16 protein-coding genes are annotated in these 16836 nt (G+C 60.1%); 5 read left to right on the plus strand and 11 right to left on the minus strand.

The window, feature by feature from the left end; translation table 11 throughout:
- The first annotated feature begins 215 nt into the window (after nucleotides 1-215).
- Both CAF90_RS27870 and CAF90_RS27875 read left to right on the plus strand, forming a co-directional pair.
- Nucleotides 216-1322, plus strand: a complete 1107-nt coding sequence (locus CAF90_RS27870) for an NADH:flavin oxidoreductase/NADH oxidase (RefSeq protein WP_085609151.1) — start codon at nucleotides 216-218, stop codon at nucleotides 1320-1322.
- 91 nt (nucleotides 1323-1413) lie between these two features.
- The gene (locus tag CAF90_RS27875; RefSeq protein WP_085609152.1) at nucleotides 1414-1947 is read left to right on the plus strand and encodes a GNAT family N-acetyltransferase; all 534 of its coding nucleotides are present in this window, start codon (nucleotides 1414-1416) and stop codon (nucleotides 1945-1947) included.
- A gap of 159 nt (nucleotides 1948-2106) precedes the next feature.
- Here the strand turns inward: CAF90_RS27875 and CAF90_RS27880 are convergent, their stop codons facing one another.
- Complete coding sequence (locus CAF90_RS27880; protein ID WP_085609153.1) at nucleotides 2107-3735, minus strand: glucan biosynthesis protein D; 1629 nt, start codon at nucleotides 3733-3735, stop codon at nucleotides 2107-2109.
- A 403-nt stretch (nucleotides 3736-4138) separates the two neighbouring features.
- Here CAF90_RS27880 and CAF90_RS27885 point away from each other — a divergent pair, with 403 nt between their 5' ends.
- On the plus strand, nucleotides 4139-4324 hold the full coding sequence (locus tag CAF90_RS27885; protein WP_007954656.1) for a hypothetical protein: 186 nt from the start codon (nucleotides 4139-4141) through the stop codon (nucleotides 4322-4324).
- A 10-nt stretch (nucleotides 4325-4334) separates the two neighbouring features.
- On the opposite strand, the gene CAF90_RS27890 is transcribed toward CAF90_RS27885, so the two are convergent.
- A complete protein-coding gene (locus CAF90_RS27890) occupies nucleotides 4335-4538 on the minus strand; it encodes a hypothetical protein (protein WP_085609154.1) in 204 nt (67 codons plus the stop codon).
- A gap of 99 nt (nucleotides 4539-4637) precedes the next feature.
- Nucleotides 4638-5144, minus strand: a complete 507-nt coding sequence (locus CAF90_RS27895; RefSeq protein WP_085609155.1) for a Bro-N domain-containing protein — start codon at nucleotides 5142-5144, stop codon at nucleotides 4638-4640.
- A 488-nt stretch (nucleotides 5145-5632) separates the two neighbouring features.
- Between CAF90_RS27895 and CAF90_RS27900 the strand changes: the two genes are divergently transcribed.
- Nucleotides 5633-6214 (plus strand): ComF family protein, encoded by a 582-nt coding sequence (locus CAF90_RS27900; RefSeq protein WP_085609156.1) that lies wholly within the window; start codon nucleotides 5633-5635, stop codon nucleotides 6212-6214.
- A gap of 5 nt (nucleotides 6215-6219) precedes the next feature.
- A complete protein-coding gene (locus tag CAF90_RS27905; RefSeq protein WP_085609157.1) occupies nucleotides 6220-6777 on the plus strand; it encodes a hypothetical protein in 558 nt (185 codons plus the stop codon).
- 58 nt (nucleotides 6778-6835) lie between these two features.
- On the opposite strand, the gene CAF90_RS27910 is transcribed toward CAF90_RS27905, so the two are convergent.
- From CAF90_RS27910 to CAF90_RS27945, 8 genes are all read right to left on the minus strand, one after another.
- Nucleotides 6836-8320 carry an APC family permease gene (locus tag CAF90_RS27910; RefSeq protein ID WP_085609158.1) on the minus strand — a complete coding sequence of 495 codons (1485 nt, stop codon included), beginning with the start codon at nucleotides 8318-8320 and terminating at the stop codon, nucleotides 6836-6838.
- A gap of 144 nt (nucleotides 8321-8464) precedes the next feature.
- Nucleotides 8465-9889: a gamma-aminobutyraldehyde dehydrogenase gene (locus CAF90_RS27915; protein ID WP_007954662.1), complete on the minus strand. Its 1425-nt coding sequence runs from the start codon at nucleotides 9887-9889 to the stop codon at nucleotides 8465-8467.
- Between the two features lie 50 nt (nucleotides 9890-9939).
- Nucleotides 9940-10764, minus strand: coding sequence for an ABC transporter permease (locus tag CAF90_RS27920; protein ID WP_085609159.1), 825 nt, complete (start codon nucleotides 10762-10764; stop codon nucleotides 9940-9942).
- Complete coding sequence (locus CAF90_RS27925; protein WP_085609160.1) at nucleotides 10754-11689, minus strand: ABC transporter permease; 936 nt, start codon at nucleotides 11687-11689, stop codon at nucleotides 10754-10756. The genes CAF90_RS27920 and CAF90_RS27925 overlap by 11 nt, the downstream gene beginning before the upstream one ends.
- Before the next feature lies 1 nt (nucleotide 11690).
- The gene (locus tag CAF90_RS27930; protein WP_085609161.1) at nucleotides 11691-12728 is read right to left on the minus strand and encodes an ABC transporter ATP-binding protein; all 1038 of its coding nucleotides are present in this window, start codon (nucleotides 12726-12728) and stop codon (nucleotides 11691-11693) included.
- Between the two features lie 216 nt (nucleotides 12729-12944).
- Nucleotides 12945-14096, minus strand: coding sequence for a putative ABC transporter substrate-binding protein YdcS (gene ydcS / locus CAF90_RS27935; RefSeq protein ID WP_085609162.1), 1152 nt, complete (start codon nucleotides 14094-14096; stop codon nucleotides 12945-12947).
- 83 nt (nucleotides 14097-14179) lie between these two features.
- Complete coding sequence (locus tag CAF90_RS27940; protein ID WP_085609163.1) at nucleotides 14180-15667, minus strand: gamma-aminobutyraldehyde dehydrogenase; 1488 nt, start codon at nucleotides 15665-15667, stop codon at nucleotides 14180-14182.
- A gap of 99 nt (nucleotides 15668-15766) precedes the next feature.
- Nucleotides 15767-16681: a LysR family transcriptional regulator gene (locus CAF90_RS27945; RefSeq protein ID WP_007954670.1), complete on the minus strand. Its 915-nt coding sequence runs from the start codon at nucleotides 16679-16681 to the stop codon at nucleotides 15767-15769.
- Nucleotides 16682-16836 lie beyond the last annotated feature (155 nt).

Genomic DNA, 16836 nt, shown 5'->3' on the forward strand with positions numbered 1-16836 from the left:
GCTCAAGGGGTGCAGGCATCTTCAATTGTGCTGTTTCATTTCTGAACCCTCCCTCATCCCCGGATGTCGACTAGGCTCTAAGCACTGCTTGATTGGCCTTGTGACGTCTTGTCGAATTTTTTGCCCGCGGGGGCGGGTGCTGCACCTTTTTCCTGTCACTCGTCGACTTTTCAAACAGAACCCTGGAGCCTGCCCACTGATTTGAGAGGTGCCCCATGAGTCTGCTGCTTGAACCCTTTACCCTTCGCCAACTGACCCTGTCCAACCGCATCGCCGTGTCGCCCATGTGCCAGTACTCCAGCGTCGATGGCCTGGCCAACGACTGGCATCTGGTGCACCTCGGCAGTCGTGCCGTGGGGGGCGCTGGCCTGGTATTTACCGAAGCCACGGCGATCACGGCCGACGGGCGGATCACCGCCGAAGACCTGGGCCTGTGGAACGACGAACAGATCGCACCGCTGCAACGCATCACCCGTTTCATCAACGCGCAGGGCGCAGTGGCCGGCATTCAACTGGCCCACGCCGGGCGCAAGGCCAGCACCCATCGGCCGTGGATCGGCAAACATGGCAGCGTCAAACCGGATGACGGCGGCTGGACGCCGGTGGGGCCTTCGCCGATTGCCTTCGACCCGCAACATACCCAACCGAAACAACTTGATGAGAGTCAGATCGCCCAGGTCATTCAGGACTTCGTGGCAGCAGCCAAACGTGCTCTGACCGCCGGTTTCAGTGTGGTCGAGGTGCATGCGGCGCACGGTTATCTGTTGCACCAGTTTCTGTCGCCGCTGAGCAATCAGCGCCGCGATCAATACGGCGGTTCGTTCGAAAACCGCATTCGACTGGTGCTGCAAGTGACCGAGGCGGTACGCGCGGTGTGGCCGGAAGAACTGCCGGTGTTTGTGCGCCTGTCGGCTACCGACTGGGTCGAGGACGGCTGGAACCCCGATGAAACTGTGGAGCTGGCGCGACGCCTGAAAGCCTTGGGGGCCGACCTGATCGACGTGTCATCGGGCGGCACGGCGGTCAACGCCGAAATCCCTGTGGGGCCGGGTTATCAGACACGCTTCGCCGAACGGGTACGCAAGGAGTCAGGCATTGCCACCGGCACCGTGGGCATGATTACCGAGCCGGCCCAGGCCGAGCACATCCTGCGGACCTGTCAGGCCGACATCATCTTCCTCGCCCGTGAACTGCTGCGTGATCCGTACTGGCCGCTGCATGCCGACGATGACCTGGGCGGACGCAAAGCGGTGTGGCCGGCGCAGTATCAACGTGCGACTCATCGGGATCAGCCGATTCACGAGTCTGATCTGCGGGATTGATTCCGACCGCTCGCAAAGCCTATAAAACCCGCCATTGAACCGGCGGGTTTTTTCTTGCCTGTCGTTTGGAATCGCAAAGGAATGGACCGCAATGTTGATCGAACGTGAACTGACTGAATCGGACTTGCCGCGGCTGGCGCTGATCGACCGCAGTGAGTTGGTCGAAGAGTGTTATCGCGTGGAAAACGGTGAGCTGGTTCTGTATCCGGCGCGTTTCGACATGCGCGGATGGCCCGAAGGGGAGGCGGAGGAGAATGCGCAGGTACTGGAAAAATGCTGGCGCAGCGGCGGTTGGCTACACGGACTTTTCGATGGAGATTTATTGGTCGCGGCGGTGGTTGTGGATAACCGGGTTATACACAATCAGGGCCTGAAGATGCGGCAGTTGAAGTTTTTGCACATCAGCCGTGCCTGGCGCGGGCAGGGATTGGGCGGGCGATTGTTTGCACTGGCTTGCGAGCATGGCCGAGAGGTCGGCGCCGGGGCGTTGTACGTGTCGGCGACCGAGTCGCGCAATACCGTGGAGTTCTATCAGCGCCAGGGTTGCCGGTTGGTTGATCACCCGGATCCTGAGTTGATTGATCAAGAGCCCAAAGACATTCATCTGTATTGCCCACTGACCTGACGCAGTACCTTCAATTTCCGATGTTGAATATTCCGACGCTTTCGCGAGCAAGCCCGCTCCCACCCTGGCTCCGTGTCGGTCACAAACTGTGTGATCGAACCAGATCCAATGTGGGAGCGGGCTTGCTCGCGAAGAGGCCCGCGCAGGCGCCTCAAAACATCAAGGGTATTTGCGCTTGTCCGGCGCTGGCGGGAAGTACTGGTACAGCCAGGTCTCGCTCAGCGTGCGGTCGTTGGTGCGGATGAACAGTCGTAGCTCAACTGGCTCAACGCTGTCATTGGTCGGGTACCAGTCGAACAGGATCCGGTAGCCCTTGATGTCATCCAGCACCAGCACGCTGAAATCCTGCACCTTACCGTTGGAGCAAGTCACCACCGGTTCGATCCCGGTGCCCTGCGGCAGGCGATCCAGACCGCCACCCGTGAAGTCCACGGCAAAACGACGGGCCCAGACCGGCGGGTAATGCTCGCCAGGTGCCCAGCCTTCAACAAATCCACCCATGCCCGAACGGGTCGCATGCACCCGCGCCAGCGGCGTGCCGACCGGCGGCAGGGCGCTCCAGTAGAGCTTGTAGCCATATTTCAGCGAATCACCGGCAGCCACTGGCTTTTTCGGCGTCCAGAACGCAACGATGTTGTCGAGGGTCTCGCCGGTTGTAGGAATTTCCAGCAGATCGATAGAGCCTTCGCCCCAGGCGGTTGTAGGTTCTACCCACAGGCTCGGACGCTTGCTGTACCAGTCGACGGTGTCCTGATAGTTGGCGAATTCGTGGTCGGTCTGCACCAGACCGAAACCTTTCGGATCGGTGTCGGCGAAGGCGTTGAATTGCAGGGTCGCCGGGTTGTTCAGCGGGCGGCAGATCCACTCGCCGTTGCCGCGCCACATGGCCAGACGATCCGAGTCATGGATTTGCGGGTGAATGGTGTCGCACATCCGGCGCTCGTGGGTGCCGCAACTGAACATGCTGGTCATCGGGGCGATGCCCAGTTGTTCGATGGCGGTGCGGGCGTTGATGTGAGCATCGACTTCCATCACCACGCGCTCGGCCTGGCAGTCGATGTCGAAGCGATAAGCGCCTGTCGCGCTCGGCGAGTCGAGCAGGGCGTAGACCACAAAGCGGGTCGCGTTCTGATCCGGAGTTTCGAACCAGAACTTGGTGAAATCAGGGAATTCTTCGCGTTTCTTGGCGTAGGTGTCGACGGCCAGGCCACGGGCGGAGAGGCCATATTGGCCAGTGGCATCCACCGCGCGGAAGTAGCTGGCGCCGAGGAACGACACCACGTCATGCCGATCCAGTTCCGGTGCCTTGAACAGCTTGAAGCCGGCAAAACCCAGGTCGCCCTTGAGCTGCTGGGTGTCGACCGAAGTGTTTTCATAGTTGAACAGCTGAGGGCGGAAATGCACCTCGCGGGCCGTGCGGGTCTTGGGATCGACGCTGTACATGCGCACCGGCTGACGGAAACCCATGCCGACGTGGAAGAACTGCACATCGAGCTGACCCTTGTTCTCCTTCCACAGCGAATGCTCGCCGTCGTAGCGGATCGCGTTGAAGTTCTGCGGGGTCATGGTCGCCAGGGTCGGCGGCAGCACCTGTTTGGTGTCCTGATACGCGCTGCCGGCCAGTTGCTTGGCCTGGCGCTTCAGCGTCTCGAAGTCGAAGGCCTGGGCTTCACCGTCGGCGGCACCGCCAGAGGCGGCCCAGGCGCGTGCGGCAAGCAGGCCGGAAGCGGAAAGGCCGGTGTAAGCCGCAATGGCCATGGACGCTTTGAGCAAATTCCTGCGGTGCATAGATACAACCTGTCGTGGACAATCCCGCGCCGTTCCTGGCACGTACTGGATCAGAAATTACGGTTCGGACAAGCCTTCGGCCAAACGCTAAGGACTAGTAACAGATGCCCGCTAGCTTAATCCGTTCGCTGATTTTGCAAAATTCATTGATAGCACCGCGACAGCGTCTCAATGAAACAAGACGTTACGGTTACTTATCCCACAGCCTTTTCTGATTTATAGGGCATATCTGCTTTTTTCGACTAATTACTCTAAAAACAGCTTTTCAGCGCCGATTTAATTTCTATTCTATGGGCATCGCCGGTCACGACCCATCCGACCGGCAGGGCTCAAATCGCTGCTTAAAGGAGCAGGGCGATGCGGTTTTCGAAAATTTCTGACGTACTGGAAAAGGACATCGTCCATGACAAAAGGACAAGGCATCACCGAAATGTTGGGCATCTTTCCCTGCCTCACCAACGTCCGGCGAAGACGCCGGCTCAGTCCTGACGAACTGAAACTGGTGGAGCGTTACCGGGAGTTGTCGGAAAGCGACCGGATTGCGATGCGGTATCTGGTGGATGCGATGAGGAGTGTTTCGCGGTTTTGAAACAGGAGGTTCACCGTGAAAGCCATTTGGCTTTCACGGTGGCCAGATCAATCAACTTACCCGCGTCAGCATCGGCGATGCCGACATGGATTGCGTCCAGATGCTTGGCGACCGCGCATTGTTTGACGAATTTTTGCAGGTAGTCTTCAGCAAAACCCTCGTCGCTCGGGATGATTTCGAGAATGGGCGGCAGTGCAGGGATGGCGTTGTGCATCTGTTAGGGACTCGGTCAGAAATTGGTCGAGGTAGATGGTGAACATTGAAGGGGCGGGCTCTGGAGTCCGCCCCTTTTTCATTGGGCCAAGTGAGGCCGTCAGCTACATGTCCCCGATACCTGATAGGGCTGCTGACCGAGCACCAACTCCGGCATATCACGCCATTTCACCCAAGCCTGTTGTTGCCAGTGCAGCAGCGGCACGGTGACGCCCGCCCAATGCATCGAGCTCAGGCTCGGGCAGTTTTCCGCTGTTGCTGAGCTGGTTTCTCGCAAAATGGGAATCACCTCATTGCTCAGCCATTGGCGCAGATTGCGGTTTTCCGGGATGAAATGGTGGACGAGCAGCGCGTACATGCCGGATTCGCTGACCATCGGTGTCTCGACAACTTTGCCGTACTTGCGCAGGCGGACGATGCGGCGTTGGTCGGGGTCGAGTTTCAGGGTGACGCGTAGGTTCAAGGGATGGCCCATCATGCGGCCGAGATCCTGAGCGCAGAACCAGGCTTGGTGATCGAGCAGGAGAGCATGGAGGAAGCGGTTGTGGCGGGTGAAGACCGTAGGGGTGAAGTGCGTCTGGGTCTCAGGTGAATTTTGCGCGTGCATAGTCAATTTCTACTCCATGTTGAAATGAGAGCCGCCACTAATCCTTCGACAGATTTGGGTGGCGAACCGCGCGGCGTTCGAAGTCGGAACATTCTCGATCAACATGGAAGCCGAGAGGCCCGCGCCACACGGTCCGCCATAACGCGAATCCGAAAGGCAAAAAAGCCTCGGTTTCTATGGAGGACGCAGTTGCGCCATGTTGATGATGTACCGGCTTCGACCCCGGGCCGCTGATTGGGCAGCGACGGGACAAAGCCTATCGGTCAGGCGCTAGCGGCGCCAAGTCTACGCTGTGGACGCGTAGCGTAGGAAATGTGGCTTCTTCTTGAAGCCTGCATCTGTAGGAAATTCCTGTTTTTGTATGGCGGTCAGCCAGACTGCACCTGAAGCGTGATTTTTCCTTTATTTATTTGAATCTCAGGCATCCCCCGGGTGCTCGGCCCTTGGTCTCAGGGCTTAAAGGATTTTTGTGAATAATGGAGAATTCAATGAAGGTGTCCCTCAAACAGATCAACGGCCCATGGGATCAGGGATGGGTGCTGGACAAGCACATGGTAAGTAGTACCTTTCTCGCCAACGATGATCGCGGACACCCCTGTTTCGATAATCAGCGCACAGAGATTGGTGAGGCGACATACCAGCTCAAATACCAGAAAGACTGGAATCAGGTCGGCCCGCTGGCCCAAGCGGTAGCGACAAATGTGTTCCCTATGTTGGATCAAGTAGGGTTTGTGCTGCCCATGCCAGCTTCAAATGTCCGGCAGCGACAACCGGTTACTGAGGTCGCTCTGGAGTTGGGACGAATTGTCGGGCGGCCGGTTTTCTCGGATTTGCTTCGAAAAGCGACTACGGGAAAGTCGCTCAAGGATCTGCACTCCAAAGCAGAAAAGGTTGCTGCGATTGGAAACAGTTTCAGCGTCAATGACGAAATTACGACAGAGGGATGCTGGAATGTTTTGGTCGTAGACGATTTGTTTGACAGCGGAGCGTCGATGGACGCGGCTTGTGCTGTCTTGCGTGAATATCCGAAGGTGGGGAAGATCTACGTAGCGGCGCTAACCTGGAAGTGAATTCAATGACGACTGTATTTATTGCTGGCTCTATCAACATCAAGAACCTTGATCCTAAGGTTAAGGAGCGTATCAGTAATATCGTTGCGTCTGAATTCGAGGTGGTCGTTGGTGATGCGGGTGGCGCCGATACCTCCATTCAGGAATATCTGCTGAGTCTCGAACGATCCAGAACCACTGTGTTCTGTAGCGGTCCAGCGCCGCGGAACAACCTCGGACAGTGGCCCGCCAGAACAGTGGACTCCAAACACTCCAAAGGATCGAGGGCCTTCTTCACCGAGAAAGACGTGGTGATGGCCGAAGCTGCTGACTACGGCTTGATGATATGGGATGCGAAGAGCACCGGTACGCTCAGCAACGTCATAGAACTGCTGTCGAGAAAGAAGAAGTCCCTTGTCTTCGTCAACAAGGAGAAGGAATTCAAAGTGGTGGGAGACGTCAATCAGCTCGAAGAGTTGATTGCATTCATGTCTGACCACGCCAAGCAAAAAGCCAACGAAAAAATCAAACTGTTCGATCGTATTTCCTCACTGAAATACGATCAGTCCGAGCTTTTCTTTTGATGTTTTGCGTCGGCTTTCTTGAACCCCGGCACTCTATCGGTGCCGGGGTCAAACGCTTTTAGCGACTAACTTTCCACGCATCCCCAGCCGGCGCCTTCCCATGGTCATACGGCTTGCCAATCCACATGTAAATCAACCCCAGCCCAATCACGATCGCCGTGCTCAGCACCATCGCGTAGTTGATGTACCACGCTGCATCCGGCGTGCGTGGCCAGGCCATGTTGATGATTGCGCCGACGCCGTACACCAGCGCGCCGATGTTCACCGGCCAGCCCCAGGCGCCGAGGGTGAATTTGCCGCTCGGTTTCCAGCCTTTGCTGCGGGCGTACAGGGCGGCGAGGACGATCATTTGAAACGCGAGGTAGATGCCGATGGCGGCGAAGCTGACGATGGTGGCCACGGCGTCTTGCAGGAAGAAGCCGAGGGCGATGATCAGGCCGGGCAGGACGCCGGACACGAACAGCGCAGCAACTGGCACTTGGGTCGTAGGAGAAATCTTTTTCAGCAGTCGGCTGCCGATGACCATTTCATCTCGAGCGTAGGAATACAGCAGACGACTCGCCGCCGCTTGCAGGCTGATGACGCAGGAGATGAAGGAAATCATTACCACACCCATCACCACTTTCGAACCGACCGGGCCGAACGCGTTGTTGAGGATGGTGGTGACTGGGTCCTTGTCGGTGCCGTTGATCACCGCTTGCATGTCCGGCACGGCGAGGATCAGTGCCAGGCAGGCGAACATCGCCGCGATGCCGCCGATGTAGATGGTCATGCGCATGGCCACCGGGATTTTCTTGCTCGGGTTCGGGGTTTCTTCGGCCACGTCGCCGCAGGCTTCGAAGCCGTAGTAGAGGAACATCCCCGCCAGCGAAGCGGTGAGGAATGCCGGCAGGTAGGAGCCGTCGACGCTGATGTCGAAGGTGTTGAACAGCACGCTGATTGGCTGGTGACGCTCGAAAATCAGCAGGTACACGCCGACGATCACCGCGCCCACCAGTTCGCAGAGGAAGCCGAACATAGCGATCCGCGCCAGCACTTTGGTGCCGCTGAGGTTCACCAGCGTGGCGAACAGCGTCAGCACCAGGGCGATGACGATGTTGGTGTTGTTGCTCGGCTCAAAACCCAGCATAGCCGCGAGGTACGGGCCGGCGCCGACCGCAACAGCGGCGATGGTCACGCACAGGGCGATGGAGTAGATCCAGCCGACCATCCACGCCCATTTCTTGCCCACCAGGCGACGTGCCCAAGGATAAACGCCACCGGAAATCGGGAACTGCGAAACCACTTCGCCGAAGATCAGGCACACCAGCAATTGCCCGCAACCGACCAGCAAATAGGCCCAGAACATCGGTGGCCCGCCGGCGGCCAGGCACAGGCCGAACAGGGTATAAACCCCTACGACCGGTGACAGATAAGTGAAGCCCAGCGCGAAGTTTTCCCACAGGCTCATGCTGCGGTTGAAGTTGGAGGTGTAGCCCAGTTGGCGCAGTTGTTCGGCATCGCTGTCGGCAACGGCGGCTGAGAGATCGGGTGATGCACTCATGTGTGTTTGCTCCGTGAAATCGGCAGATTTCGGATGGCCGAAGCCGTGGCGGTGCTTGGTGAGCGCCGCCCGGATCGGTAGTTATTGTTTTGAATGCCTGGTGATGCGGATGACCGGTTTCTGCCTTGAAGCCGGGGGATGCCTTTAGTGCTTGAACATCACATGCCGAACCGTGGTGTAGTCCTCCAGCCCGTACATGGACATGTCCTTGCCGTAGCCGGACAGTTTCTGACCGCCATGAGGCATTTCGCTGACGAGCATGAAATGTGTATTCACCCAGGTGCAGCCGTACTGCAACCGAGCGGACAGTCGATGCGCACGTCCTACATCCGCCGTCCACACAGAGGACGCCAGGCCGTAGTCCGAATCGTTGGCCCACTCCAGCGCCTGGGCTTCATCGGTGAACTTGGTCACCGACACCACCGGCCCGAACACTTCGCGGCGGACGATTTCGTCGTCCTGCTGGGCGTCGGCCAGCACGGTCGGCTCGAAGAAGAAACCGTTGCCGTCCACCGCCTTGCCGCCAGTGATCAAGCGAATGTGCGGTTGCGCCACAGCGCGTTCGACAAACCCGGCCACGCGGTCGCGATGCTGGGCGGTGATCAGCGGCCCGAGTTCCGTGGACGGATCATCTTGCAACCCGTACTTGATGCTGCTGACCGCCGCGCCGAGCTTCTCGACGAACTTGTCGTAGATGCCTTGCTGGGCGTAGATCCGGCAGGCGGCGGTGCAGTCCTGGCCGGCGTTGTAGAAACCGAAGGTACGAATGCCTTCGACTGCCGCGTCGATGTCGGCGTCGTCGAAGATGATTACCGGCGCCTTGCCGCCCAGTTCCATGTGCATGCGTTTGACGCTGTCGGCGGTGCTGGAAATGATGTTCGAACCAGTGGCGATGGAGCCGGTCAGCGACACCATGCGCACTTTCGGATGGGTCACCAGCGGACTGCCCACGCTCGGCCCACGACCGAACACCAGATTGAGTACGCCGGCCGGGAAAATATCCGACGCGAGTTCGGCCAGGCGCAACGCGGTCAGCGGGGTTTGTTCCGACGGCTTGAGCACCACGGTATTACCGGCGGCGAGGGCCGGGGCGATTTTCCAGGCGACCATCATCAGCGGGTAGTTCCACGGCGCGATAGAGGCGATTACGCCCACCGGGTCGCGGCGGATCATTGAGGTGTGGCCGGGCAGGTATTCGCCGCCGGCCGAACCGCTCATGCAACGGCTGGCGCCAGCGAAGAAACGGAACACGTCGGCAATCGCCGGGATCTCGTCATTCAGCGCGGCGCTGTAGGGTTTGCCGCAGTTGTCCGATTCCAGTTTCGCCAGCTCTTCGCCATGTGCTTCGATGGCGTCGGCGAGTTTGAGCAGCAGCAGCGAACGGTCTTTTGGCGTGGTCTGCGACCATTCGGCGAAGGCACTGTCGGCGGCGCGCACGGCGGCATCGACCTGGGCCTCGGTGGCCTCGTTGATTTCCACCAGCACTTCGCCACGCGCCGGGTTGAGCACCGGTTGCGCCGGGCCTTCGCCGTTGACCAGTTGGCCGTTGATCAAGAGTTTGGTTTGCATGTTGTTGTCCTCTTTCTACTGCAAATTCAGGGTGGGGAAGGTCAGGGAAATCATTTGCCGCCGCTGCCGGCCACGCTCTCGCCACCCCGGGTCAGGTAGTAGGCGCCGAGGATCGGCAGCATGGTCACCAGCATCACGAGCATCGCCACGACGTTGGTCACCGGCACGTCCCGTGGGCGGCTCAGTTGATTGAGCAACCACAGCGGCAAGGTGCGTTCATGGCCGGCGGTGAAAGTGGTGACGATGATTTCGTCGAACGACAGCGCAAATGCGAGCATGCCGCCGGCGAGCAACGCCGAGCCGAGGTTCGGCAGGATGATGTAGCGGAAGGTCTGCCAGCCGTCGGCGCCGAGGTCCATCGACGCCTCGATCAGGCTGTGCGAGGTACGGCGCAAACGGGCGATGACGTTGTTGTAGACGATCACCACGCAGAAGGTCGCGTGGCCGACGATGATGGTGAACATCCCCGGCTCGATCCCCAGCGTCTTGAAGGTCGCCAGCAGCGCGATCCCGGTGATGATCCCCGGCAGTGCGATGGGCAGGATCAGCATCAGCGAAATGCCCTGTTTGCCGAAGAAGTCCCGGCGGTACAGCGCCGCCGAAGCGAGGGTGCCGAGCACCATCGCAATCAACGTGGCGATGGCCGCAATCTGCAACGACAGCTTGATCGCTTCCAGCACATCCGGCCGGGAAAACGCCACGCTGAACCAGTGCAGCGTGAAGCCTTTCGGTGGAAAGCTGAACGCCGCGTCTTCGGTGTTGAAGGCGTAGAGGAAGATGATCAGGATCGGGAAGTGCAGAAACACCAGCCCGCCCCAGGCTGCGATGCGCAGACCGATAGAAGCACGCCCTTGTGATGAAGAGTCAGAGTGCATCGAAGGCCCCCAGTCGTTTGACGATGGACAGGTAGATGGCGATCAGCACGATCGGCACCAGCGTGAACGCCGCAGCCATGGGCATGTTGCCGATCGCACCCTGTTGCGCGTAAACCATGCTGCCGACGAAGTAGCCCGGCGGGCCCACCAGTTGCGGCACGATGAAGTCGCCCAACGTCAGCGAGAACGTGAAGATCGAACCGGCCGCAATCCCCGGCACCGACAGCGGCAGAATCACCTGCATGAAGGTCTGGCGCGGCTTGGCCCCGAGGTCGGCGGAGGCTTGCAGCAACGACGGCGGAAGGCGTTCCAGCGAGGCCTGGATCGGCAGGATCATGAACGGCAGCCAGATGTAGACGAACACCATGAACCGCCCCAGATGCGAGGTCGACAAGGTGCTGCCGCCGACCCCGGGAATCCCCAGAATGAACTGCAGAACCGGCTCCAGCCCCAGGTGCTGAACGAACCACTGCGCCACGCCGCCCTTGGCCAGCAGCAGCGTCCAGGCGTAGGCCTTGACGATGTAACTGGCCCACATCGGCATCATCACCGCGATGTAGAAAAACGCCTTGGTCTTGCCGGTGGTGTAGCGCGCCATGTAGTAGGCAATCGGGAACGCGACGATGGCGCTGGCGATCGACACCACGACGGCCATGCTCAGGGTGCGCAGGATGATGTCGGAATTCGACGGCTGAAACAGCGCGGCGAAATTGGCCAGGGTCAGGTCCGGGGTGACTGCCATCGTGAAATCGTCGAAGGTGTAGAAACCTTGCCACAGCAACATCAACAGCGAGCCGAGATAGATCGCGCCGAACCACAGCAGCGGCGGTATCAGCAGCATCGACAGATACAGGTTCGGCTTGCGATAGAGCAGGTTGGAAAACCTGCGCAACGGCGCCGATTGAGGGAGGGCGAGGGCGGTCATGTCACACCCCGCTCGCAACGGTGTCGTGCAGCGGAATCATCGCTTCCCGCGCCCAGCGCGCACTGATGCGCTGACCGGTCTGGTGCTGCGCGCTGCTGTCGATCCACTGATTATTGGCCTGGCTGATGCTCAGGGTCTGGCCGTTTTCCAGGGTCAGTTCATAGCGCGTGGCGCTGCCCTGGTACTGGATGTCGTGGAGCAGGCCGCTGACTTCGATTTCATGACTGGCCAGCGGGCCTTCGGCGAAACGCACGTGTTCCGGGCGGATCGAAAACGGCTGCGGATGGCCGCTGAGCTGACGCGCCAGATCGCCGCGAATCACGTTCGAAGTGCCGACGAATTCAGCGACGAACGTTGTGGTGGGTTTCATGTACAGATTGCGCGGGGTGTCGACCTGTTCGATACGACCCTTGTTGAACACCGCCACGCGGTCGGACATCGACAACGCTTCAGTCTGGTCGTGGGTGACGAAGATGAAGGTGATGCCGAGCTGGCGTTGCAGCTTCTTCAGTTCGCTCTGCATCTGTTCCCGCAACTTCAGGTCGAGGGCGCCCAGCGGCTCGTCGAGCAACAGCACTCGCGGGCGATTGACCAGCGCGCGGGCGAGGGCGACACGTTGGCGCTGACCGCCGGACAACTGCACCGGTTTACGGGCGCCGTAGCCGCCGAGGGCGACCATGTCCAATGCTTCTTCGGCGCGTTTGTGGCGCTCGGTTTTGCTTACGCCTTTGACCTTCAGGCCGTAGGCAACGTTGTCCAGCACGTTCATGTGCGGGAACAGCGCGTAATCCTGAAACACCGTGTTTACGTCGCGTTGATAGGGCGGCAGTCCGGCGGCTTCGGCGCCGTGAATGCGGATCGAGCCGGCGCTCGGTTGTTCGAACCCGGCGATCAGGCGCAGACACGTGGTCTTGCCCGAACCGGAAGGGCCGAGCATGGAAAAGAACTCGCCGTCCTGGATGTCGATGGAAACCCGGTCAACGGCTTTCACTTCGCCGAACTGCCGGGAAACGTTGGTGAACTGGACTGCAAGCGTCATGGTGCGGTGCTCCAAAAAGACGAGGGCCGTCGCAGCGGCCCTGCCTGGACTTCTGAAAAACAGTATTCGAATTGATCGTTCCCACGCTCTGCGTGGGAATGCAGCCCGTGACGCTCTGCGTCAGCTCTTGCGAATGGACGCGGAGCGTCCGGTGATGCATTCCCACGCGGACGGTTCGACGCCTCGACGTGGGAACGATCGGGCTAGAGCGGCGTGTCAGCGGCCGCCCATAATCGCAATGTAGTCCTGCGTCCACCGGCTATACGGCACAAACTTTCCACCCTCAGCCTGCGGTGTTTTCCAGAAGGCGATCTTGTCGAACTGATCGAACCCGTTGGTCTTGCAGCCTTCAGCGCCGAGCAATTCACTGCCCTGACACGCCGCCGGAACCGCCGGCAACGAGCCAAACCACGCCGCCACATCACCCTGGACTTTCGGCTGCAGCGACCAGTCCATCCACTTGTACGCGCAGTTCGGGTGCTTGGCCTCGGCGTGCAGCATGGTGGTGTCGGCCCAACCGGTGGCGCCTTCTTTCGGCACGGTCGAAGCGATCGGCTGTTTCTCGTTGATCAGGCCGTTGACCTGATACGGCCAGGCGCTGGACGCGACCACGCCTTCGTTCTTGAAGTCGCTCATCTGAACGGTGGTGTCGTGCCAGTAGCGGTGGATCAGCTTCTGCTGGGCGCGCAACAGTTCCAGCACAGCCTTGTACTGATCTTCGGTGAGTTGATACGGATCCTTGATCCCCAGCTCAGGCTTGGTGGATTTCAGATAGAGCGCCGCGTCGGCAATGTAGATCGGGCCGTCATAGGCCTGCACGCGGCCCTTGTTCGGCTTGCCATCGGGCAGGTTCTGCGCGTCGAACACCACGTTCCAGCTGGTCGGCGCAGTCTTGAACACGTTGGTGTTGTACATCAACACGTTCGGGCCCCACTGGTACGGGGTGCCGTAGGTCTGGTTGTTGACCACGTACCACGGCGCGTCTTTCAGGCGCGGGTCGAGAGATTTCCAGTTCGGGATCAACGCGGTGTTGATCGGCTGCACACGCTTGCCGACGATCAACCGCAACGAGGCATCGCCCGACGCTGTCACCAGGTCGTAACCGCCCTTGGCCATCAGACTGACCATTTCGTCAGAGGTGGCGGCAGTTTTCACATTGACCTTGCAGCCGGTTTCCTTCTCGAAACCGGTCACCCAGTCGTAGGCCTTGTCGCTTTCACCGCGTTCGATGTAGCCGGGCCAGGCGACGATATCCAGCTGGCCTTCGCCGGCGCCGACGGCTTTCAGCGGCTCGGCGGCCTGCAGGCTGGCGCTGGCCAGCAGGGCCGTGGTTATTGCACTGAGCAGTGCGGTCTTGTGCACGAACATGGTGAACCCTCTTCTTTAAATTATGGTCGGGGCAGTTGTGAACGCGGTGAAGCATGGCCGTGGTCGGCTTGTTATTAGCGTAGTCAGAGATGCTGGCCGTGGCGGGCCATGATGTGCCGCACCACGCTGTAGTCCTGTAGCGAATCGCTGGATAAGTCTTTGCCGTAACCGGAGCGTTTCAGCCCGCCGTGGGGCATTTCGCTGACCAGCATGAAATGGCTGTTGATCCAGGTGCATCCGTATTGCAGGCGTGCGGCGACCTGCATCGCCTTGTCCAGATTCTGGGTCCACACCGACGAGGCGAGGCCGTATTCCGAGTCGTTGGCCCAGTCCACCGCTTGCGCGAGTTCGTCGAAGCGAGTCACGGTCACCACCGGGCCGAACACTTCGCGCTGGACGATTTCATCGCTCTGTTTGCAACCGGCCAGCAACGTTGGCTGATAGAAGAACCCGGCGCCGGAATGCACCGCCGCGCCGGTCACCCGCTCGATATGCGGCTGGCCGAGGGCGCGCTCGACGAAACTGGCCACGCGGTCGCGCTGACGAGTGCTGATCAGCGGCCCGATTTCGTTGTCGGCATCGCGTTTGCCGGCGAAGCGTAGGCTGCTGACCGCCGCACCGAGCTCGGCGACCAATTTGTCGTGAATCCCCGCCTGGGCGTAGATCCGGCAGGCCGCCGTGCAATCCTGCCCGGCGTTGTAATAGCCATAAGTGCGAACGCCCTCGACCACGGCTTTAATGTCGGCATCGTTGCACACGATCACCGGGGCCTTGCCGCCGAGTTCGAGGTGCGTGCGTTTGAGGGTTTTGGCCGCGGCCTGAAGGATTTTCTGGCCGGTGACGATATCGCCGGTCAGCGACACCATGCGTACTTTCGGGTGGCCGACCAGATGACTGCCAACCCCTTCGCCGCCACCGCAGACGATGTTGATCACCCCACGCGGCAGGATTTCGGCCAGCGCTGGCGCCAGCGCCAGAATCGACAGCGGCGTGTGCTCGGACGGCTTGAACACCAGTGTATTGCCGGCGGCGAGGGCCGGGGCGATCTTCCACGCGGCCATCATGATCGGGTAGTTCCACGGCGCAATTGAGGCGACGACGCCAATCGGGTCGCGGCGCACCATGCTCGTGTAGCCCGGCACGTATTCGCCGCTGAGCTGGCCGGTCTGGCAGCGCACGGCGCCGGCGAAGAAGCGGAATACATCGACGGTGGCGGTCAAATCGTCCTGACGCGCCAGGTGCAGCGGCTTGCCGCAGTTCAGGGCTTCGAGGCGGGCGAGGTGGTCGGCGTGTTTTTCGACGGCGTTGGCGATTTCCAGCAGCAGGTTCGAGCGTTGTTGCGGGGTGGTGCGCGACCACTCGGCAAAGGCGCGGTGGGCGGCGAGGATGGCGGCTTCGACTTGCTCGGTGCTGGCTTCGGCGATCTGGGTCAGGACTTCGCCGGTGGCCGGGTTGAGGATCGGCTCGACAAAACCCTGACCGGCGACCAGTTCGCCGTCGATCAGCAACGCGGTGTGCATGTGGGTTTGCGCGCCAGCCATTTTCCGTGATCTCTTTTCTTGTATGGCCATGTTGCTCCCTGTTCCGGGAGCCGACCGTCTTATAGATGCAGCAAGACTAGTGCGCGGCTCCGGGGTCGACAAATTCTAAATACTGAAGGTGGCATTCGATTAAATAGATGGCTTGCGTCCGCCGTGCGGCTGTTCGCGAGCAACGGTCAGGAAGGGATCGACCAGCGCGGGGCGGGCGGTGCCGCGACGCCAGGCCAGGCCGACGTCGAGGGTCTGGTTGAGGTCGGCAATCGGCCGGGCTTCGATGATGTCGCCTTCCAATGACCATGGGCGGTAGGTCATGTCGGGCTGGATTGAGACGCCGAGACCCGCCGCTACCAGGCTTCGCACTGCCTCGGTGGACGCGGTTCTTAGGGTGATCTTCGGTTGCAGTCCCGCGCCGCGCCACAGGCGTTGGGCGTTGCGATCCATCTCGTCGACGTTCAGTTGAATCAGCGGCTCCCGGGCGACATCGGCGAGGTTGATGCTGTCGTGTTCCAGCAGCGGATGTTGGGCCGGCAACCACAGCCGGTGCGGCGAGTGGGTCAGCACTTCGGTCTGCAGGGCGTGGCGGTCTTCGAGGTTGGAGAGGATCAGCACACCGACATCGATCTCGCCGCTGACCAGCAGATGCTCGATGTACGGCCGTTCATCCTCCATCACGCGGATCTCGACATTGGGGTAGGCGCGCTGGAAACGGGTGAGCAAATCCGCCAGGTAATAACCGGCCACCAGACTGGTCACCCCGACGATCAACTGCCCGGCGACCTGATCGGTGCTCTGTTGCAGGCTGCGTTTGGCGTTGTCCACGGTCGCCAGAATCAGGTGCGCCTGGCGCAGGAACTGGTGTCCCTGATGGGTAAGCGTCATGCCCTTGGCGTGGCGATTGAACAGGCTGACGCCGATTTCTTCCTCCAGTTGCTGGATAGCCAGGGTCAGGGTCGATTGGGAAATGAACGCGGTTTGCGCGGCGGCGGAGATCGAGCCGGTCTCGGCCACGGCGATGAAATGGCGGATCTGACGCAAGGTCATCATGGAAGGATTACCCGGTGGGCGGTTTTTATAGATTGCCTCGAGTGTATATCTATTTTCGCGAAGGGCTGCGGTGGGCCAGGCAACATCTGGAAGCACACTCGCACCCAGGTGACGGGCACTTTCGAACTAGGCTGAAGGCCTTATTGATCCGGATA

The sequence above is a fragment of the Pseudomonas sp. B37(2017) genome, assembly GCF_002112885.1.
Classification (GTDB): Bacteria; Pseudomonadota; Gammaproteobacteria; order Pseudomonadales; family Pseudomonadaceae; genus Aquipseudomonas; species Aquipseudomonas paraglycinae.